The following is a 20,986-nucleotide window of genomic DNA, read 5'->3' on the forward strand; positions in this document are numbered from 1 at the left end:
GTTTGATTAAAACTAATTTCCACCATAATTGTCAATTGTCCATTTTCAATTCTCAATTCCATATTAGTGTAAGCTAAAATAATTCAATAACACAACTTTATTGATGAATAGATTAAAATTAAAGTCTATTCATTTATATATTATCCTATATAATTTAAAGATTATGAATGGTTTTTTCACAATTATCGAAAATTAAAACAAATTTTTTAATATAAGACAATTTGTTGAATAATTCCCAATTTTACGAATATTTAATACTTTAAAATAACAAAAGTGGTATAATTATTGTATTGTGAACTGATGGGGGATAGTCTTATGAAGTGTTTTAGATTTAGTAAATTAAAAATATCTATTTTTTTCTTTATTATAATGTTTTATATAATAAATACCTCTTCCTATGCCTATTGTGATACTGGCCAATTAAATCAAGTTAAATCTATTCTTATACTTCAATCTTATTATAAGGAAAACTATAAATTTATTAAAATTTCTGATGTAATAAAACATACTTTAGACGAAAGATATACTAAAATAACATATAATTTTGAGTATTTAGAACTAGATGGTTCTAAAGATCTCTCCTATATAAACACAAAAGCTAATTATTTGAAATCTAAATATAAAAATCATAAATTTGATTTAATAATTGTACTCAATGATGAATCTCTAGACTTTGTTGCTAATTATTATGAAAATTTATTCAAGGACACACCTGTAGTTTTTGGGGTTGTAAACGATATTATTAAATTAAAATCTTATCCTTATAATCTGTTCTCAGGTATTGCTAAAGAAAGTCAATTAGATGACACATTACATTTAATTTCTAACTTGCATCCTGAAACAAAACAAATAAACATATTACTAAATGCCAATATATATTCTCAATTGCTACTAGACGAAGTATTACTACTAGATGAGCATTTTAGCAATATTAAATTAAATTATATTTGCTCCGATTATATAGAAGATGTGATATCACAGATTAATAATTCCAGTTCTAATGAGGTAAATTTAATAGCTGGACATTTTAAAAATAAGAAGAATATATATTTGTCACCAAAAGAAACAGTTGAAAGTTTAAATCAAATTAGTACTCTTCCTATGTATAGTCTCAAAAACAGATATATAGGCATTAAGGGCGTAATAGGCGGAAAAGTTTATAATCCTGAGGAACAAGGAGTACAAATCGGAAATCTTGCTTTAAAAATACTAATGAATGAAAATTTATCTAGCATGCCTTTACTTTATGATAACTCATCTAAATATACTTTTAATTATGATGAGTTAGTAAAATTTGATATAAGTATGAAAGACTTGCCAGAAGATAGTATTATATTAAACAAGCCACTAATTCCCTTCGATATGCCTAGTGAAATTAAATCATTAATCTTAGGATTAATTGGTACATTCCTTCTTATTACTATGTTTCAATCTATTAATTCTACTAGACTTAGAAAAAAATCTTTAGAAGACCAACAAGAACTAAATGAAATAATTAAATACGATAGAATTAAAACCGAATTTTTAGCTAATATATCTCATGAGTTAAGAACTCCTCTTAATGTTATGCTTGCTGGACTTCAATTATTAGAGCTCTATGAAAAGTCAGGAGATATAGTATATAAGAATGAAAAGGCTAAGGATAAAATCTCTTACATTAATCAAAATGGACTAATACTACTTAGAATTATAAATAATCTTATAGATATAACTAAACTAGATGCAGGCTTTCTAAATTTAAAGCTTGAAAATATTAATATTGTTGAAGTAGTTGAAAATATAGTTTTAAGTACAGTAGATTATGTTGAAAATAAAAACATATCCCTTATATTTGATACTGAAGAAGAGGAAATATACACTGCAATAGATTATGATAAAATTGAAAGAGTTGTGCTAAATCTATTATCTAATGCAATAAAATTCACGAAATCTGGTGGCTCAATAACTGTTAATGTAAAATTAAAGGAAGATAACGTTCTGATAATAGTACAAGATACCGGAATAGGTATTCCTGAAGATAAACAAACTTCTATCTTTGAAAGATTTACTCAAATAGATAATTCATTATCTAGAAATGCCGATGGAAGTGGTATTGGGCTGTCTATTGTAAAATCAATAGTTGAACTTCATAATGGAAAGATTTATGTTGATAGTGAAGTGAATAAAGGCTCTACTTTTACAGTTGAATTACCTATAACAATATTAGAAAACAATACTATTGAAGTTAATAAAGATTTATCTTCAAATATTGCTACTAAAGTTAACTTAGAGTTTTCAGACTTGTATAAAGAAGAATATAAATAAACTATCTAAAAAATTAATGCATAACTGATATAATTGCGCCCTTAAGTATTTTACAGTTTTAACCAATAGACAATTGAGAGCAATTATTTTTAAAGCAACCTAGTTAAATAACTAGGTTGCTTTTTATATGATGCCTTAATTACATCTCAATATTAACTAACTTTTCCTTTGAAAAAGTGAATATAAATCCAATAGTGGCGCCAATTATAGCAGGAACTATCCATCCAAGTCCCATTGAGTAAAGTGGCAAATGCTTAAATAAATTAGTTATAGCATCCACCTTAAATCCTGATTGTTTAAGAGCTTCAGTAATACTAACTAAGGATACAAAAATCATACTACACATATACACACTAGATCTTCCCTTAAAAAAGTCATGAGCGAAGGAAAGAAGAATAAGGGTAATTGCCATTGGATAAATAGCGGTTAAAACTGGTACTGATATTATAAGAATTTTTGTTAATCCCATGTTTGCAAGAATCATACTTGATATACTCAGTATCGTAACCCAATACTTATAAGAAATTTTTGGCGTTAATGAAGCAAAATATTGGCTACAAGATGTAATAAGCCCGACAGATGTAGTTAAGCAAGCTAATGAAAATATTAATCCCAATAATACAACGCCTGGGTTACCAAATAAATATAATACTACATTAGTTAATATTACTGCCCCATTTGCTGTAGTTTCTAAGCTTCCTTGATTTGAGGCACCTAAAACTGCCAATATGATATATATAATAGTCAAGAAAAAGCCAGCTATTAACCCTGCACGTATTGAATTTGAAACAAGAGACTTTTCTTTCTCAATGCCCATCTCTTTAAGAGTTAATGAAATTACAACTCCAAAGTTTAAAGCAGCTATGGTATCCATAGTCATATATCCATCTAAAAATCCTTTAAAGAAAGGAAATTTCGCATAATCCCCACTTGGTGCAGCAAAACTACCTAGTGGCTTAAATATACTATAAATAAATATAGTTGAAATAAGAATTAATAATAGAGGAGTTAAAACTTTACCAAAACGCTCTACTAATTTAGAAGGTGTTAAGCTAAGCCAAAAGGCTATTGAAAAATAAACTAAAGTATATAAGAAAAGAATCCATCCGCTTAAGTTTATGTGATTTGGTAAGAAAGGAGCTACTCCCATTTCAAAAGCCAAACTTCCTGCACGAGGAATACCTAAAAAAGGTCCAATAGCTACATAAATCAATACTGTAAAAACAGATGCAAAAAATGGATGTACTCGACTCGCTAAATTATGTAATCCTCCAGCTTTAGAAACAATAATCACTCCTAATATTGGTAGTCCTACTGCTGAAAGAATAAATCCTAGAATAGCACTTCCCATAGAAGTACCTGCTGATTGTCCTAGAAAAGGCGGAATTATTAAATTTCCTGCCCCAAAAAACATTGAAAAAAGCATTAAGCTAATAAGCATTATATCTTTCTTTGATAATTTTTCCATATTTCTGCCTCCAAACATATATAAACTCATTAATTTTATAATAGTTTTTAATATCTATGTCACATTCCATTAATACCACCTCCGAAATTATCTTTTAACCATTATTGTTTTATGAACTTGCTTGTAAAATTTAGCTAGTTTTTTACAATATGCTCATATCAAAATTAATATATATTAATAGCGCTATTATTTATAAGATTTAATGTTTAATTCTATATAGATAATTAATTTATAGTGTAAAATTAATTATTTACTTTTATAAGTTCTTTACTATCAATACTTTTAAAAACCCATAATTTTCCGGTATATAAAAATAAAAAAACTCGCCCCATAAAAGGGACGAGTTGTACTCGCGTTACCACCCTAATTCTATAAACCAAAAAAACACTATATTAGTTTATAGCACTCAGCTACGTACACATGATACGCGTTCCTTTTAACGGTGGAATTCCGGTAAAACTTACCTAAAGTGAGCTTCAGTTTTACTTCTCAGAGATGATTTTCAGATATGTTCTGAACATTGGCTTTCAGCATAATGCCAACTCTCTGTAGGACAGATATCATAACTTACTTGTTCTCTTCATCAAATTTAGTTCGTAAATAAATTAAAGCTATAATATCATGCTCTAATTGCTATGTCAAATATTTTTTTGATATGATTTATAAATTTTAATAAAAATATAATTAAAATAATTGTCGAAATAATACATAAATGCTGATTTTACATTCTTTTTTATGATTTATGATTTCAAATATTTTTATATAATTAAATTTGATATTAAACTTAATTATATAAAGTTATTTCTTACTGCGTAAAATCAAATAAATTCTTAAAAAGTAATTTTTTTTCAACTTAATTATACAAATAATTTACTATCAAAATGGTATAATATGCTTAAAAATTTAGAGGGGGTATGTTTATGAAAGAAAAATATTCTTCTATTATTAAAATTCTAATTTTAATTTTTATAATATTTATCATTTTTCCTGCCTCTACTAAAGCTAACACAGCTACTTATCAAAATAAATTTTCAAAAAATTCTTTTATATTAAACTTATACGCTAAAACCTCAACCTCCAAATACAGAACTTATAGAACTATGAACCATGAAAAATGTAAAAATCATAGAAATTACCGTAAAAAATGTATAAACAAAACTAAAAGAAAGATTGAATTATCTAAAACTATACTAATAATATTATTTATAGTTATAATTACTATTCTTATATTTAAACTAATGAAATTTAATAAATTAAAACATCAAGCTAAGAAAGAAAAAATTAAGCTTGAAGAAGAACTTAAATATAATCAACTAAAAAATCACTTTATGAATAATATTTCACATGAATTTAGAACTCCATTAAATGTTATATTATCTGGAACTCAATTATTACAACTTTACTCTAACAGCGAAAAGACTACCTTAAACGACTTAAAGGTATCTGGTAGAATCTCTGACATACATCAAAATAGTTTAAGGTTATTAAGACTAATAAATAATATCTTAGATATCTCTGCTTTAGATGATAATTCTTTAATATTATATTTACAAAATTATAATGTAGTTAATGTAATCGAGAATTTATGCACCTACGCTAATGAGTATATAGAATTTAAAGATATATCTATAATATTTGATACTGATAATGAAGAATTGTTTGCTTTGATTGATTACAATAAGTTTGAAAAAATAATATTGAATTTATTATCTAATGCTATTAAATTTACACCTCGTAAAATGAATATTTTTGTAAATATAACTTATGATACAGACTATGTTTATATAAGTATTTCTGACAATGGAATAGGCATATCTAAAGAGAATCAAGCCCATATATTTGACAAATTTAGTCAAGTAGATACTTCTCTTTCTAGGAATGTAGAGGGAAGTGGACTCGGATTATTTTTAGTAAAAGGTCTTATAAACCTTCACGGTGGTAATATATCTTTAGTAAGTGAATTAAATATGGGATCGGCCTTTACTATCTCCTTACCTATTAACAACTCAAAAGAAAATGCTATTTATACTATTGATGAAGTTACTAAATCAAATATTCTAAATAGTATAAACATTGAATTCTCTGATATATATGATCTATAATCTTATTTTTATTTCAAAATTTTAAAATCCCTATACTAGTACTAGCATAGGGATCTCTTTATATAGTGGCTTTATTTTTCATATATATTCTAAATATAATCTCTTCAATAACTGAAAAAATGCTGTTTGTAATAAAGTATATTATTAGAGCAACAGGCATTTTAAAAGATATTAAAAGACTAACAATTGCTGTACTAATTATAGAGACTTTATTTATTGCTACCTTTGACGACAACTTAAAATATCCTATATAATTTAATAGTTGAGGCATTAGCGAAACTAATGCATATATTATTGGTGCTATATAATAATTGTCTACTGCTTTTATACTATATACCCATGGAATTATTATAGTACCTACCTCAATTGGCATAGATATTATCACCCTATACAGTCCCATAATTATTGGAAGCTGAATTAACGTTGTTAAACATCCTTTCATGCTCTTTGAAGCTTCCTTATAGTGTACCTGTAACTCCTTATCTAGCTTTTCTTTATTATCCTTATATTTTTCCTTTAATCTTGCAATATTTTCGCTAAGCTTTCTTTGCTCTTCCATATTAACTTTCTGTTTTATAGACATTGGAAGTAATATAAGCTTAACTAATACAGTTACAATAATTATAGCTATACCAAAATCTCCTACTAAATTAAATATAGAATTTAATAACTCAGTTAATACATTATAAATAATACTCATAAAATCACTCCTAGTAATATATTTCATAAATATTATTTATAATTAAAACTTCGTAACAAACCTCCATACACCATATTTCTCAAAGACCTCATAATGAATTACCCAAAGATTTTTACTATAGGATAGAATTTTGTTAGTTATAACATTAATAAAACTTTTAGATAACTCTTTTATTTGTCTTGTATATCCTTTTAAATATAGAAATATAGTTGTTATGGAGAGTACTAATAACATGAGCTGTAAAGCTCCCATATAATCTATGTTCATAGCTCTCCCCTTTAGTTTATATATATTATTATATTTTTTATTTATATACATTATAATACTTTCTAAATTATAATTCATTAATTTAATATAAAAAACCAACAGTAAATATGTTGGTTTTTTAGAAATATACTTTTTTTAAAATTATTATAAATTTTAATCCCCGTCTTTTATTTTTTCGAGTAACTCCAATCCCTCTAGATACATCCACACCAGAGTAACCATTATTGATATCGCACTATACCATTCCATATACTTTGGTGCACCGCTTTCTGCTTCTCTGCATACAAAGTCAAAATCTATTAATAAGTTAGATGCTGCAATTCCTATTACTACTATAGATAACAGTATGCTCATAGGTCCACTTGTATGAATAAAAGGTATATTAACTCCAAATAAGGAAATTACAAATGTAATTAAATAACTTATTGCTATTCCAAATGTAGCTATAAATACTCCCTTTATGAATTTTGAAGACAATCTTCCTATCTCTTGATAAATAAGCAATACGGAAATTGCTATTGCTATACTTAATAATATTGCAGGCATAACTATTCCTGAATAATATTTTTCAACTTGCAATGATATACCAGCTAATAGAAATCCTTCTCCTATGGCATAGAAGGGAGCAACAAAAGAAGAAGATTTAGGACTTATGGTTGTTACTATAGCAAGTGGTAGTATCATTCCTACACCTAATAATATAAGCCATATAGATGAACCTATATATTTACCATTCATTAAGTACCATGATATTGCACTAGATGCTATCATAACTAATAATAAAACCAAGGTCTTATTTCTCGCTCCTGAAACTGTCATTCTCTCCTCATAGGAATAATCCCCCACCTTCTCAAAGCCTGAGAATAAAAATCCATTAACTTTAGGAGACTTGATTCTCATAATACTTTTCCTCCCTAGATAACTAATTACTATATTGACAATTTATCATCGTAAAATTAGTAAATATATATAAAGAGATTAAAAATTAATTAAATTTTCTAGTTTTTTCTTACAGCATAATAACACTATGGTAAAGCTTATTAAAGATAATATTAAAAAGATAATTATATAGTGTTAAACTTGCTTCGTCTAAGTAAAAAGATCTAATAAAACATAATTATAAAGTTACCATAATTATAAAGAAGTAATATAGAATTTTTTACTTTCATATTATTCTTATCTCTAATCTTATATAAAATATCCACAGGTTTAGTTTTAAAAATCGACTTATTAACAAATTATACTGTATTATGTGTAAAACTATCTTATACGATATGAGGTATCATTTTTAATAGTATATAATAAGCGAATATTATTATTTTTTTATAGAATTTATTTTTAAATCCATTATAAAAATATCCATTACTTTTAATCACATATTTACACTTATTACATATATTACTTTATAAGAACTTGCTTATCTTAATAAGGTATAAAAGATGCGATCACATATGCGCCATAGTGTGGATTTCCCATACATTAAAAAATATGCAAGATTTAGCTTAATATTATTAAGCTAGTCTTGCATATTTATATTTTATTCAGACTTTAAATCACGTTTACTTTCCACAAGTTTTTTCCAAGCATATAATGCTAAGGATACGCAAATTACTCCATATGCTACAAATACCCTAAAATATTCTCCTATTTGTGCATTATCAAATAAATTTTTACCTGCCATAGGTGAAACTATAAATAAGGTATGGAATAATACAACTCCTAATATCGCCTGCTTATTTGTAGCTTTAGACACAGTAGCACCACCTATTAAAATAGCAGCTATTGCAAACATACCTACCTGTTCATGACTTCCATAAGTATTTAATGTTCCTATATTTTGTAGGAATATTAATTGACCCCAAGCAGCAAGCACTGTTGAAATTATTATAGCTATAACTCTTGTTTTATTTACATTTATACCTGAAGCATTAGCAACATTTAAACTTTGACCTACAGTTCTAAAATCTTGACCCAATTTAGTCTTAAAAATTAATATATTGAATAAACATAATACTAAAATTATTATCATAGTTACTATAGGCACAGATACTACAGATAAAGTTTTTGTTATATAAGGTATATACAATAAAGCATATAAAAGAGCACACATTACAACTAGCATAATCTCTCTTTTATAAAAACTTATACTTTTATTTCTATATTTTACATATTTAAAAATAGACCATAATAATATCATAACAATGGCTATTATTACTCCATAGTAAAGTACATCCAGCCCATTCTTTTTCCATATATTATCTAAGGCATATTTTATTCCACCATTTAAATCTACTGTATTCTTAATACCCACTCCACCAGGAATCATAAGCTTAGTATTTTTCATAGGTATTAAAGTACCTACTAAAAATAGAAATAAAAGTTGGTAAAGACCATTAGCAAAAAATCCTAATATCATACTGGTAATCATCTCTTGACCTTTTGTTTTATTTAATAAAACTCCTGTTAAATATCCAAATATGATTGCAAGAGGAGTACTTAAAAGTACACAAAGCATAAAACCTCCCAGTCCAGATATTTCCCAATGAGTAACTGCAATTATAGCAATTTGTGCTGCCATCGCACCAATTACTATACCAAAGTTTAATCCCATACCAGCCATTACAGGTATTATTAATGACAATACTAAAAATGAATTTCTAGCTATTCTTATTACAAGCTCTGTTAGTACAAAGGAAATTGATTGACCTGATAATTTTATTCCTATAATACACAACACTACAAACAGTATTGTCACCATATTATTAAAAATTCCACCTTTTACTTTATCAATGAAACTGTTATTGCTATTACTCACCAGAGCCACCCCCTCTTGCCTTTGTTAATGCATAAAGGATTATTCCATTACTTATAATTATCCTTACAACCTCTGATAGATTTCCTTCTGAAACCATCTGATTTACAACAGGAAGACCTAATGTTAGTAATCCTTGAAATAAAAATGTTCCTATTATAACATGAGATATTTTCGCACTAGTTGTAGATGCTCCACCTATTAAAACTGCTGCAACTGCTGCAAATCCCATCATCATAGGTGCTTGATAAAGCTGATAAAATCCATAACTTTGAGCATACATAAGTATTCCTACTGCTCCCAATATTGTTGATAATACAGTTCCTATAATTCTAGTTTTATCAACATTTATTGCTGATGCACGTGCAAACTTATTATTACTTCCTCCTGCTGCCATCATAATTCCTGTTTTACTTTTCAAGAATATCCAAACTAGCAAGCAACATACTAAAAACATCAGTATAAGTCCTGTAGGTATTTTAACTTCTCCTATATTAAATGCTAGAAAATCATCTAATACCTTACTATACCTACCATCCAATGTTATAGTAGTTCTTAATCCTTGCCCTATAGGCCACCTTATTTCAGAACTTTTGAAAGGCAATAATAGCCATCCTATACACATAAGAGAAACTGCTGAAAATCCTGCATAAGTTCCTATCATCATTTCTGAACCTTTAACCTTGTTAAGAAGCAATCCATAAGCATATCCTACTAGTGCTGCAATAGGTATAGCAATTGCCACTGCCACTAAGAATGCTATTCCTCCTCTAAGATTAAGTTCTATACTTATAAGTCCTCCTAATATTCCTGCTAATATTCCTACAGGTAATCCGAAGTTAAGCCCTATACCACATAATATTCCCGGTACCATAGCTAAAACCAGAACTCCATTCATACCAAATCTTACGAGCATATCGGACATCAGCATGCTTATCGGTAACTTAAGTACTACTGCAAGTATACAAAGAAGTATAAAAAAAGCAGTTATTATAACCCTAGGAAGTCCAAACTTATCTACAATACCTTTAAGCTTTTCCTTCATTTATTCTCCCCCCTCTTTTAAATTAGAATTTAGACCTGACATTACTAATCCAAACTCTGCATCAGAGGCATTTGGTTTTAATATTCCAGATATCTTGCCTTCCGTTACTATAGCAATCCTATCGCATATAGACCTTAATTCATTTAATTCACTCGATGTAATTACTACTGTCATTCCTTCTTCTTTATTCAGCTTAACCAATAAATCCAGTACTAATTTTTTAGCTCCTATATCTATTCCTCTAGTAGGTTCAGATACAAATATAACCTCAGGATTTAAAGTTAGTGCTCTAGCTATACAAACCTTTTGTTGATTTCCTCCGCTTAATCTTCTTGTAGGTTGAGTAGGGCCTGTACATCTAATATCTAAATCTTTTATCATCTTAAGAGCATGTTCTCTTACTTCCCCGCTATTCATTATTTTCATAGGTCCTATTTTGTGAAAATAATTATTATTGATTTGCATAGAAGTTACTACTATATTAGTTTCTATTGAATCATCTAATAATAATCCCACTCCTCTTCTATCTTCAGAAACAAATGCAAGTCTACTTTTTAAGGCTTTTTCTGTATCATTTAATGGAAGTTCTTCAGATTTATATTCAATTTTTCCCATACTTGGATATAAACCCATAATTCCATTTGCTATACCAATCTTGCCCTGACCAGCTAGGCCTCCTATACCTAAAATTTCACCTTTTTTAATTTCTAAATCTACATCTTTTACTCTCTCACCAGGCATTTCTACTTTAAGATTTTTTATAGAAATTATTGTTTCATCATTTTCATGGTCTTTAAATTCTTTAGATGAGATATCCAACTTTCTACCTACCATAAGTTCAGCAAGTTCAACCACATTAGTCTTAGAGACTTCTCTGCTAGCAACAAGCTCACCATCTCTAAGTATTGTTATGTTATCTGCCGTTTTAATAACTTCATCTAATCTATGAGTTATAAATATAATAGCTATACCACTTTCAGCTATTTTTTTCATAGCTTTCATCAAGGTTTCTGCTTCACTTTCAGTTAAAACCGCCGTTGGTTCATCAAAGACCATAAGTTTTACATTTTCCTTATCAATTTCCCGTGCAATTTCAACAAATTGCATATATCCTACTGGTAATCCTCCAACAATTGTCCTTTCGTCTATATCAATTCCTGTAGTTTTTAAAGCTTTATTAGCATGTACATTCATAGTATCTATATCAAGAGTTCTTAATCTCTTGCCAAAAACTTTGCTTATAATATTACTTTTAGTTATTTCTCTGTTTAGTTTTATATTTTCTGTAATAGTAAATCCCGGTATAAGCATAAACTCTTGATGCACCATTCCTATACCTAGTTTCATTGCATCTTTAGGAGACTTAATATTTATCTTCTCCTCATTTAAATAAACTTCTCCTTTAAAACCGCCTGTTGAATGTATAACTGGCATTCCAAAAAGTATATTCATAAGGGTAGATTTTCCTGCTCCATTTTCACCAAGTAGGGCATGTATTTCTCCCGGTTTTATTTTTAAATTTACTCCTTTTAATACATTATTTCCGAAGTATTCTTTCCCTATATTCTCCATTCTTAAAACATATTTTTCATTCATCCAGTGTCCCCCCTAACTGTTGAAATAATATATTTTATTAGTTCCAAAGGAGAGTCCTCCTTTGGAACCATAGATTGTTATTAGAAATTTATATAATCTGATAATAATAGATAATAATTATCATAAACTTTTCCTGATGCTTCATCTTTATATTTATAGAGTTCAAAAGGTTTATCTGTTAAAGATTTTAAAGTTTCTTCTATTTGACCTTGATCATTGTTTCCTTTAGACTTTCCTTCTAATACAGCTTTAGCATATTCTACTCCAGCTTCAACAAATAACATATTTACAGGTACTGGCCAAGTTGAAAATCTATCCTTTCCACCTTTTTCACCAATTTTGGTACCTATTTGCTCAACTATATAACTAACATCACCTTTTTTATCTTCTGGAATTTCTATTCCCAATGCACCTGGATATGCGTGATATGGAGATGGGCAACATTGTTGAGGGAATATACCTCCTTCTTGAAGTGTAGATTTAATTAAAGGCTCTTGCATTGAACAGTTAGTTGAGAAAAATGCTGTATCTTTTCCAAACTCCTTAATCTTTCTTGGAACATCTTCTAATATAAATTGTTGAGCTCCTGGAACTCCTGCATCACCCGTTGGATCTGGTGCTGTAGCATCAATAAACTTTATCCCCTCTTTTTCGCAGGCAGCCTTCATATTATCTCTTCTTTTAGCTAACATTTCATAAGACATATGTCTTGGAAAAGAATAGTGAACAAAAGTTTTTGCTCCCATTTTTTTACCTTGTTCAACCATTTTTGTTCCTATTCCCACATCATCAATTTGCAATACTACATCAGCTTTTGATGATATCATAGCTGGATCCTCTCCAGGAACTCCTGCTATAAATAGCATGTCTGGTCTGCTTTCTCTAACTTTATCAATTGCAGCACTGGCTCCCGGTACTGCTTGAACGAATACTATGGCTTTTACATCTGGATCAGCAGCTAAGCTTAATGTATTAGCTATAGTTGTTTCCTGCTCCTTAGTAAAATTGTCTGGATATGTTTGTAGCACTATCATATCTCCATATTCAGCCTTTACTTTTTCTGCTGCTCTGTACTCTTCTTCTCCTTGAGAAACTGTACCAGTTATAACTCCAATTTTAAAATCCTTTCTCTCTTCTGTATTCTCTTGTTTTTGCTCTTGATTACTGGCATTTTCCTTATCTTTTTCACCAGTACTAGGTTTAGAACATCCCACAGTTCCAACTAGCATTGCCATTGATAAAAGGGCCGCTAATATCCTTTTCTTTAACATAATCCATCCTCCCCTTTATATTCTATAAATTTAGCTAATAATATAGAATATTAATTTTTATTCTAAATATTACTACATTATGCTACAAAAAGTGTTTACATTCTTTGAACTAATTGTGAATTAATTATAATATTTTGAAGTTAATGTAAAATTTTCATCATATGTTAATTTTTTATTTGATATTTATACACATTTAAAAGTCAATTAAATTTATTTTTTAAAAAATTGTAATTTTAATCTAGTGTAAGAATAAGGAAATATTAATTAATTATTTGGAAATATACGTAAAATAAAAAGTCTTAGAATAATTCTAAGACTTTCTAAATATTACTATTTTATTGTTAACGTTAAATTATTGTATAAATTTAAAAAATTATTTTACACTTTAAATATAATAAATTAATAATTTCTTTATAAGTTCTTTTTACCTTTAATTATGTAACTTTTCTAAAGCTTTTACTGCATCTCTATCCCCTAAATTAGCTGCTTTTTCATAAAGTTCTCTAGCCTTTTGCAAATTAATATCTACCCCTTCTCCATGTTCATACATATAGGCTAAATTAAAGTATCCAACGGCTACATGATTTTCTGCAGCTTTTTCATACCATTTAAAGGCTTCTTTATAATCTATTTCTATGCCTCTACCAAAATAATAAAAATCTCCAATAGCAGAAAGTGCCTCTACATCACCTAATTCAATAGCTTTTTCAAACCACCTTTTAGCTTCATTATAATCTTGTGGAGTAGCATTTCCTTTATAATAATACACTCCTATATTAAAAGTTGCTTGAATATGGCCTTTTTCAGAAGACAATTTATAATAATATAATGCTTTCTCATAGCTTTGAGGAACAGCATGTCCATTCTCGTACATTACTCCAATGTTATATTGGGCGCTTGAATCTCCTTTTTCTGCAGCTCTATTATAGTATTCTAGTGCTTTAGCATAATCCTTCTTCACTCCGCATCCATTATAGTACATATCTCCTATGCTTACTTCTCCATAAGTTTCTCCTTCCTCAACCATTTTTTCATACCACTTAAAAGCTTCTTTATAATTTTGCTTTACATCTACTCCTTTAAAGTAGGAATCTGCAATGGCTTTCTGTACATCTAAGCATCCTTGTGTTGCAGCCATCTTATACCATTTTAAAGCTTGATTTATGTCTTTTCTCACATAGGCCCCATCTCTATACATATTACCAATAGCAATTTGAGCCTCCTCATCACCATCTTTTGCCGCTTTCTTATACCATCTAAAGGCCTCTTTATAATTTTTTTCTATTCCTATACCATTATAATAAGAAAATCCTAAATTATATTTTGCATCTATATTTCCTTTTTCTGCAGCTTTTATTGACCAATATAATGCTTTTTCATCATCTTTTTCTACGCCCTGGCCTTCAAAATACATATCTGATACTCTAAGTATAGCAGCGATATATCCTCCTTCTGCTGATGATAAGTACCATTTAAAAGCTTCTTTATAATTAATTTCCATACCATGCCCACTATAATACATAGAACCTATATTATATTTTGCAATGATATTTCCGCTTTCAGCAGATTTTTTATACCAATTTAAAGCTTCCTTTTCGTTTACCTCTACACCTTCTCCATTATGATACATATAGCCTATATTTAATTGTGCATGTTCATTTTCCCTTTCTGCTACAACTTTATACCAAAGAAAAGCTTTTTCACAATCCTTTTCAGTACCTTCACCATTACAATACATATAAGCTACTGACATTTGTGCATATTCATCACCTTGTTCCGATGCTAATTTATATAATTCTAATGCTTTTTCGTAACTTTTTTCTATTTTATCGCCATGATAATACATATCTGCCAATATAACTTGTGCTACTAAGTCTCCTTCCTCAGCAGCTTCAATAATTTTTTTATTCATATACTCTTTTCTTTTTATTCTAAACTTACTGATAGCTTTAATTAATAAAATACTACTACCAACAATTATTATAGTAATTGCTAACCATCTAGGTATAGATAACATTTAATGTCCCCCTTATTTATTAAAAATCTAATATACATTATTAATTATATTATAACAACTAAAAAATGTAATTATAAACAATATAAAAAAGTTTGCATTATTTAAAAACTTTTCCTATTATAATTATAATTAATCATAACAATAGTTTCATTTATATATTATAAAAGAATATAATACACTATAATTAGTTATTATTTTGAATATCTATTATAGTTTCATACAATTCTTCAGGAGTTTCTGCTTCAATAAGTTCTGAGTCTATAACAACAAAATATTTTTCTGAACATATACTACACTGTCCTTGGCAAGATTCAATGTAAACATCTAAGTCTTTATACTTCTCTTCTAACTTTTCTATAATTTCTTCTAATCCCTTACTTACATTATTTTCACAAAAGAAAATCTCTTTTTCCATAATCTTAATCCCTTCTCAAAAATAAAATTTTATAAAATTATTATTTATACTTATCTTAAAAGTTATTCTATTTATTAAAAAAATTATCACAGAATCATCTTTCTATTCCAAATTCATTAATTGATAATTATTATCTTTTTAAATTATAGTTTTATGATTATACTTATATATAAGGTTGCTTAGTGAATTTTAATTTATACAATATTTTAATTTTCATGATAAAAATTCTTCTTTATAAATTAAAAGTTCAGAATGAAAAATTAAGAATTACGATATTTATCTTAGAAAAATTTTAATTAAAAATCGCTTCTTCAATTTAGTTCTCTATATAGTAACCAAATTAAATAATAAATATACTGTTGTTTAGTCTATTTATCTAAAATATATTCATAAGTTCAGGAGTATTTTAAGATTTTAAATTTAGGATTAAATAAAAAGGAGTATACAAATGAGTTATGGTATTTTTACTTTATTACCATCGCTAATATCAATACTACTTGCTCTTATAACTAAGCAAGTCATAATTTCCTTATTTGCTGGAATATATATTGGCGAGTTAATATTATCTGGTGGAGCATTATTGCCTTCACTAAATGCATCCTTAGAAAGAATAATATCTGTTTTTTCTGAAGGCTGGACAACTAAAACAATTATATTTTGTATATTTGTAGGTTCAATAATAACCTTAATTCAGGTTTCTGGTGGAGTTGAAGGTTTTGTTGATTACTTAACTACAAAAACAAAAACTGTTAAAAGTAGGAAAGCATCAATGATGCTTGGATATATTGTTGGAATAGTAATTTTTATAGAATCTACTATAACCTGTCTTGTTTCAGGAGCTATAGCTAGACCTGTTACCGATAAATACAATGTTTCAAGAGAAAAATTAGCTTATATAGTTGATTCTACATCTGCACCTATGTGCTCTATTCTCCCTTTTAATTCATGGGGTGCTACATTATTAGGAGTGATTTCTTCACAAATAACTGCTGGAGTTATCTCTGGAAATCCTGTTCGAATATTAGGTAGAAGTTTATTATTTAACTTTTATTCAGTTATAACTATACTTTCTGTAGCTTTTTACATCCTTACTGATAAAGATTTTGGACCTATGAAAAGTGCGGAAATTAGGGCAAAAACTACAGGTGCAGTTATAAGAGAAGGTTCAACTCCCCTTATTTCTGATGATGTAACAGAAATTTCGACTAAAGATGGTATTAAGCCTAATATGTGGAATATGATACTTCCATTAATAGTATTAATAGGAATGATTCCTCTAGGTCTTTATATAACTGGAAATGGCAATACATTAAATGGCTCAGGCTCAACTGCAGTATTTTGGGCTGTATTTGCTACTATAGTTTTCTGTGGAATACTATATAAAATCAAAGGTATAATGAATCTAAATGAATTTATGGACTATACCTTTAAAGGTGCTAGTGGAATGTTACAAGTAGCTTCAATTCTTGTATTTGCTTTTGCCATTGGTAATGTAGTTGGAGATTTAAAAACAGGAGAGTTTATAGCAAGCACACTATCTGGAAAAATTAACCCTAGTCTTGTACCTGCTTTAATATTTGTATTCTCTTCAATAATAGCATTTTCAACAGGGACAAGCTTTGGTACTTTTGCTATAATGACACCTATTGCCGTATCCATGTATGCAGGGCTTAATGCTAATCTATATCTTTGTATAGGTGCAGTAATTTCTGGAGGAGTTATGGGAGATCACTGTTCACCAATTTCAGATACAACAATAGTATCATCAATGGCAACAGCTTGTGATCATATAGATCATGTAAAAACTCAGTTACCCTATGCATTATTAAATGGTGCAATAAGCTTTGTTCTTTATATAATATTTGGATTTATGTTATAAAAGGTCATGACTAAATGTCATGACTTTTTTATTTAAAAATTAATAAGAAAAATTTAAAATCTATTTTAATTCCTCTTTTTATAACTCCTTCTATTTTTTAAGTATAAAATAAAAGCCACTTGATATTTCAAGCGACTTTTAAAATTATTCTAGTACTGAAATTGCATTAGTTGGACAACCTTCTTCTGCTTCTTTAGCAGAGTCTAAAACATCTTTTGGTATTCCATCAACTTTAACTCCTGCTTTTCCATCATCTTCAAATTCAAAGACTTCTGGACACACACTTGGACATAATCCACAGGATATACATTCATCTTTATTAACTATTGCTCTCATATTAAGAATCCTCCTATATTTTTGATTATAATATAGAATTCCTCTAAACATTAATTTCTATACTAATAGATAAAAAAAGAGCATTAACTAAACTATTTTTCTAAAAATCATTTTTTAAATTTTAATATAAAATAAAAATTATCTTTAGCTCTTTATTTTTAATAATTATTTAAAATTTCTATAGTTTATATGATATCTATAAATAAAATCTATAGGTAGTGTCTATATACTGTATGTTATAATAACCTCGTAATATAGGAGTGAATAACATGATTTCTATTATAATACCAACTTTTAATGAAGAAAATAATATAGAAAATTTACTTATAGAATTAAATAAAATTAAAGGTAATAATGAAATTATTATTGTTGATGGAGGAAGTAGTGATAAAACTATTGAAATTGCATCTAAATATGCTTTAACTTTAACTAGTTCAAGGGGTAGAGCAAACCAAATGAATGCAGGTGCAAAAATTGCAAAAGGTGATATACTCTGGTTTCTTCACTGTGATTCTCAAATACATAGTGATAGCTTTTCTTACATTGAAAAAACTATAGAAAAAAGTTTTATAGGTGGTGCTTTTTCATTAGACTTTTATGATGATAATAGGCTATTTTTAAAATATATAGCTAAGACCTCTACTTTGAGAGCCAAATATTTAAAGCTAATCTTTGGTGATCAAGGCATGTTTTTAAAAAAAGATTTGTTTCTTAATATGAATGGATTTAAAAATATGCCTCTTATGGAAGATTGGGATTTCTCTGTAAGGTTAAAAAAACAAGGTAAAACAAAAATATTAGATTTGCCTCTTAAAACCTCAGCTAGAAGATTTAAAAAAGGTAGTGCTCTTAGAACTCACTTATTTATGCATAAAATTAAAATTTTATATATTTTAGGCGTACCAACGGATAAGCTATCAAAAATGTACAAAGATATAAGATAAGCGCCTTCTTTAAAATAATTAAGTAGGAGGATATATGGTTAATAAAATAAGAGAATATTTGTTTAAAACAGACCTTTGCCAAGTCTTAAACTTAAATAAAGAATTTAATATAAATTTCTTAGCTCAAGGTGAATATAACATAAACTATACTATTAGTGATGAAAATAAAAACTTTGTTTTTAGAATAAATACAGCTAGTCAGCTTAGATTAGAAAATCAGATAAACTATGAGTTTGAAGCCTTAAAAGCTATTGAAAAAAGTGGTGTAACACCTAAAGGTCTATTTGTTGATGGAACTAAAAAATACTTTGATTTTGGTATTTTAGTTATGGAATTTTTAGAAGGAAGACCACTAAATTACTCTAGTGACTTAGAAATAGCTTCACATATATTTAGCAAAATACACTCAATTAATATCAATAATTTAAAAGAAAATAATTTTATTATGGAGAATAATATTTTTAAAGATAGAATCTCTGAAAGTACATGGTTATTAGAGAATTTCTTTGCAAGCCCTATTCCTAGTAAAAAATTAAAAAGCTTTTTTGCTAATTACTTAGAATGGTGTGATAAAAACCTTTATAAAGAAAGTTTTTTTGCTGAAAACTCTTGGAAAGTTATAAACAATACAGAAGTTAATTCCCACAACTTTATAATAGGTAAAAAAGGTTATCTTATAGATTGGGAGAAACCTGTTATAAGCCACCCTTGCCAAGACTTAACTCAATTTTTGGCTGATACCACTACCCTTTGGAGGAATAATTACATTATGAGTAAAGAAGAAAAAGAATTTTTCTTGAAGAGCTATGCAAATAAAGTTAATCATAGCCTTGATGAGATAAAAACCTCCATTGAAATGTACAACCCTTACCTGTATTTAAGAGCTCTAAGTTGGTGTGCTATGGCTTTTATTGACTACCAAACTGAAGATAAACTCCTTCGCAATGATGAAATTTTTAATAAAATAAAATCTTATTTAAATTTTGATTTCTTGTCAAACTTATTAAAACCATATGATATAAAGATATAGATTTAAATCTCTCAGCTTCTGCTGAGAAATATCCACAATTATGAATTTTACATTGTTAATTGTGAATTGAACAAAGTAGGTGATATAAAATTGAAAAATGCTTATGTAATAATGACTAGAATCCCTGTGGCAGGAAAGACCAAAACTCGAATGATGCCTAATTTAAATGGAGAACAATGTGCAGAGCTTCATAGTTGTTTGCTGAAAGATTTGTTTAAAACAACTGATGCTTTGAAAGATGAAATAGATATATTTGTAGCCTATTCTAATGAAGGAAATATAAATTTATTAACTTCAATAGCTCCTAAGTTTATTAAGTTATTTCCCCAACAGGGTAATAACTTAGGCGAAAAAATGAATAATGCTATAAATTATCTATTAAATATTGGTTATGATAAAGTTGTTTTAACTGGCAGTGATATACCTAATATAAGTTCAGATATTATAGAAAATTCTTTTTTATATCTTAACAATTGGGATATTGTAATAGGTTCTACATACGATGGTGGATATTATCTTATAGGTTGTAGTGAATCTATAGATGATATTCTTTTATCACCAATAAGTTGGGGACAGGAAACGGTTTTTCAACATACATTAACAATAATTCATAATAAAAATAAAAACTATAAATTAATAGAACCATTACAAGACATTGATACCATTGAAGATTTATTAAATTTTAAGAAATCTTCAATAGATAATAGTTATACCTTAGATTTTATTAATAATATTAAGGCATCTTCAAAAAAATAATAGACCAGTATATTATCCTATTATTTTCTTTCACATGCCTAATT

General features: G+C 27.9%; 17 protein-coding genes and 1 other annotated feature. Of the genes, 6 read left to right on the plus strand and 11 right to left on the minus strand.

The window, feature by feature from the left end; translation table 11 throughout:
• The first annotated feature begins 315 nt into the window (after nt 1-315).
• Complete coding sequence (locus B3603_RS06680; RefSeq protein WP_291562286.1) at nt 316-2,304, plus strand: sensor histidine kinase; 1,989 nt, start codon at nt 316-318, stop codon at nt 2,302-2,304.
• Nucleotides 2,305-2,443: 139 nt separating this feature from the next.
• On the opposite strand, the gene brnQ is transcribed toward B3603_RS06680, so the two are convergent.
• Entirely contained in the window at nt 2,444-3,772 is a 1,329-nt protein-coding gene (brnQ, locus tag B3603_RS06685; protein WP_291562289.1) for a branched-chain amino acid transport system II carrier protein, read from the minus strand.
• A 332-nt stretch (nt 3,773-4,104) separates the two neighbouring features.
• Nucleotides 4,105-4,365, minus strand: a binding site (T-box leader).
• 327 nt (nt 4,366-4,692) lie between these two features.
• Here brnQ and B3603_RS06690 point away from each other — a divergent pair.
• Complete coding sequence (locus tag B3603_RS06690) at nt 4,693-5,874, plus strand: sensor histidine kinase (RefSeq protein ID WP_291562292.1); 1,182 nt, start codon at nt 4,693-4,695, stop codon at nt 5,872-5,874.
• Nucleotides 5,875-5,932: 58 nt separating this feature from the next.
• Here the strand turns inward: B3603_RS06690 and B3603_RS06695 are convergent, their stop codons facing one another.
• From B3603_RS06695 to B3603_RS06735, 9 genes are all read right to left on the minus strand, one after another.
• A complete protein-coding gene (locus B3603_RS06695) occupies nt 5,933-6,574 on the minus strand; it encodes a YidC/Oxa1 family membrane protein insertase (protein WP_291562295.1) in 642 nt (213 codons plus the stop codon).
• 42 nt (nt 6,575-6,616) lie between these two features.
• On the minus strand, nt 6,617-6,841 hold the full coding sequence (locus tag B3603_RS06700; protein ID WP_291562298.1) for a hypothetical protein: 225 nt from the start codon (nt 6,839-6,841) through the stop codon (nt 6,617-6,619).
• A gap of 153 nt (nt 6,842-6,994) precedes the next feature.
• Entirely contained in the window at nt 6,995-7,741 is a 747-nt protein-coding gene (locus B3603_RS06705; RefSeq protein WP_291562301.1) for a Bax inhibitor-1/YccA family protein, read from the minus strand.
• Between the two features lie 637 nt (nt 7,742-8,378).
• Nucleotides 8,379-9,656 (minus strand): ABC transporter permease subunit, encoded by a 1,278-nt coding sequence (locus B3603_RS06710; protein WP_291562304.1) that lies wholly within the window; start codon nt 9,654-9,656, stop codon nt 8,379-8,381.
• Nucleotides 9,649-10,698 carry an ABC transporter permease subunit gene (locus tag B3603_RS06715; protein WP_291562305.1) on the minus strand — a complete coding sequence of 350 codons (1,050 nt, stop codon included), beginning with the start codon at nt 10,696-10,698 and terminating at the stop codon, nt 9,649-9,651. The genes B3603_RS06710 and B3603_RS06715 overlap by 8 nt, the downstream gene beginning before the upstream one ends.
• Entirely contained in the window at nt 10,699-12,294 is a 1,596-nt protein-coding gene (locus B3603_RS06720; protein ID WP_291562308.1) for a sugar ABC transporter ATP-binding protein, read from the minus strand. It lies immediately after the preceding gene.
• Nucleotides 12,295-12,374: 80 nt separating this feature from the next.
• Nucleotides 12,375-13,565, minus strand: a complete 1,191-nt coding sequence (locus B3603_RS06725; RefSeq protein WP_291562311.1) for a DUF3798 domain-containing protein — start codon at nt 13,563-13,565, stop codon at nt 12,375-12,377.
• A 430-nt stretch (nt 13,566-13,995) separates the two neighbouring features.
• On the minus strand, nt 13,996-15,582 hold the full coding sequence (locus B3603_RS06730; RefSeq protein WP_291562314.1) for a tetratricopeptide repeat protein: 1,587 nt from the start codon (nt 15,580-15,582) through the stop codon (nt 13,996-13,998).
• A gap of 184 nt (nt 15,583-15,766) precedes the next feature.
• On the minus strand, nt 15,767-15,997 hold the full coding sequence (locus B3603_RS06735) for a DUF1450 domain-containing protein (RefSeq protein WP_291562317.1): 231 nt from the start codon (nt 15,995-15,997) through the stop codon (nt 15,767-15,769).
• Between the two features lie 448 nt (nt 15,998-16,445).
• Here B3603_RS06735 and B3603_RS06740 point away from each other — a divergent pair, with 448 nt between their 5' ends.
• Nucleotides 16,446-17,876: a Na+/H+ antiporter NhaC family protein gene (locus tag B3603_RS06740; RefSeq protein WP_291562320.1), complete on the plus strand. Its 1,431-nt coding sequence runs from the start codon at nt 16,446-16,448 to the stop codon at nt 17,874-17,876.
• 144 nt (nt 17,877-18,020) lie between these two features.
• Here B3603_RS06740 and B3603_RS06745 read toward each other — a convergent pair whose 3' ends face one another.
• Complete coding sequence (locus B3603_RS06745) at nt 18,021-18,212, minus strand: ferredoxin (RefSeq protein ID WP_291562323.1); 192 nt, start codon at nt 18,210-18,212, stop codon at nt 18,021-18,023.
• A 269-nt stretch (nt 18,213-18,481) separates the two neighbouring features.
• On the opposite strand from B3603_RS06745, the gene B3603_RS06750 reads away from it, so the two are divergent.
• The 3 genes from B3603_RS06750 to B3603_RS06760 all read left to right on the plus strand — a co-directional run bounded on the left by B3603_RS06750 (nt 18,482) and on the right by B3603_RS06760 (nt 20,942).
• Nucleotides 18,482-19,156, plus strand: coding sequence for a TIGR04283 family arsenosugar biosynthesis glycosyltransferase (locus B3603_RS06750; protein WP_291562326.1), 675 nt, complete (start codon nt 18,482-18,484; stop codon nt 19,154-19,156).
• 34 nt (nt 19,157-19,190) lie between these two features.
• Nucleotides 19,191-20,186: a phosphotransferase gene (locus B3603_RS06755; RefSeq protein WP_291562329.1), complete on the plus strand. Its 996-nt coding sequence runs from the start codon at nt 19,191-19,193 to the stop codon at nt 20,184-20,186.
• Nucleotides 20,187-20,276: 90 nt separating this feature from the next.
• Nucleotides 20,277-20,942 carry a TIGR04282 family arsenosugar biosynthesis glycosyltransferase gene (locus B3603_RS06760; protein WP_291562332.1) on the plus strand — a complete coding sequence of 222 codons (666 nt, stop codon included), beginning with the start codon at nt 20,277-20,279 and terminating at the stop codon, nt 20,940-20,942.
• Nucleotides 20,943-20,986 lie beyond the last annotated feature (44 nt).

Origin of the sequence: Clostridium sp. UBA2485, from assembly GCF_002341865.1 — a bacterium.
In the GTDB taxonomy this organism is placed as follows: Bacteria; Bacillota; Clostridia; order Clostridiales; family Clostridiaceae; genus Clostridium_J.

Coding starts and splice junctions, on each gene's coding strand:
- B3603_RS06680 (WP_291562286.1), top strand. CDS start 316: ATGAAGTGTTTTAGATTTAGTAAATTAAAAATATCTATTTTTTTCTTT.
- brnQ (WP_291562289.1), bottom strand. CDS start 3,772: ATGGAAAAATTATCAAAGAAAGATATAATGCTTATTAGCTTAATGCTT.
- B3603_RS06690 (WP_291562292.1), top strand. CDS start 4,693: ATGAAAGAAAAATATTCTTCTATTATTAAAATTCTAATTTTAATTTTT.
- B3603_RS06695 (WP_291562295.1), bottom strand. CDS start 6,574: ATGAGTATTATTTATAATGTATTAACTGAGTTATTAAATTCTATATTT.
- B3603_RS06700 (WP_291562298.1), bottom strand. CDS start 6,841: ATGAACATAGATTATATGGGAGCTTTACAGCTCATGTTATTAGTACTC.
- B3603_RS06705 (WP_291562301.1), bottom strand. CDS start 7,741: ATGAGAATCAAGTCTCCTAAAGTTAATGGATTTTTATTCTCAGGCTTT.
- B3603_RS06715 (WP_291562305.1), bottom strand. CDS start 10,698: ATGAAGGAAAAGCTTAAAGGTATTGTAGATAAGTTTGGACTTCCTAGG.
- B3603_RS06720 (WP_291562308.1), bottom strand. CDS start 12,294: ATGAATGAAAAATATGTTTTAAGAATGGAGAATATAGGGAAAGAATAC.
- B3603_RS06725 (WP_291562311.1), bottom strand. CDS start 13,565: ATGTTAAAGAAAAGGATATTAGCGGCCCTTTTATCAATGGCAATGCTA.
- B3603_RS06730 (WP_291562314.1), bottom strand. CDS start 15,582: ATGTTATCTATACCTAGATGGTTAGCAATTACTATAATAATTGTTGGT.
- B3603_RS06735 (WP_291562317.1), bottom strand. CDS start 15,997: ATGGAAAAAGAGATTTTCTTTTGTGAAAATAATGTAAGTAAGGGATTA.
- B3603_RS06740 (WP_291562320.1), top strand. CDS start 16,446: ATGAGTTATGGTATTTTTACTTTATTACCATCGCTAATATCAATACTA.
- B3603_RS06745 (WP_291562323.1), bottom strand. CDS start 18,212: ATGAGAGCAATAGTTAATAAAGATGAATGTATATCCTGTGGATTATGT.
- B3603_RS06750 (WP_291562326.1), top strand. CDS start 18,482: ATGATTTCTATTATAATACCAACTTTTAATGAAGAAAATAATATAGAA.
- B3603_RS06755 (WP_291562329.1), top strand. CDS start 19,191: ATGGTTAATAAAATAAGAGAATATTTGTTTAAAACAGACCTTTGCCAA.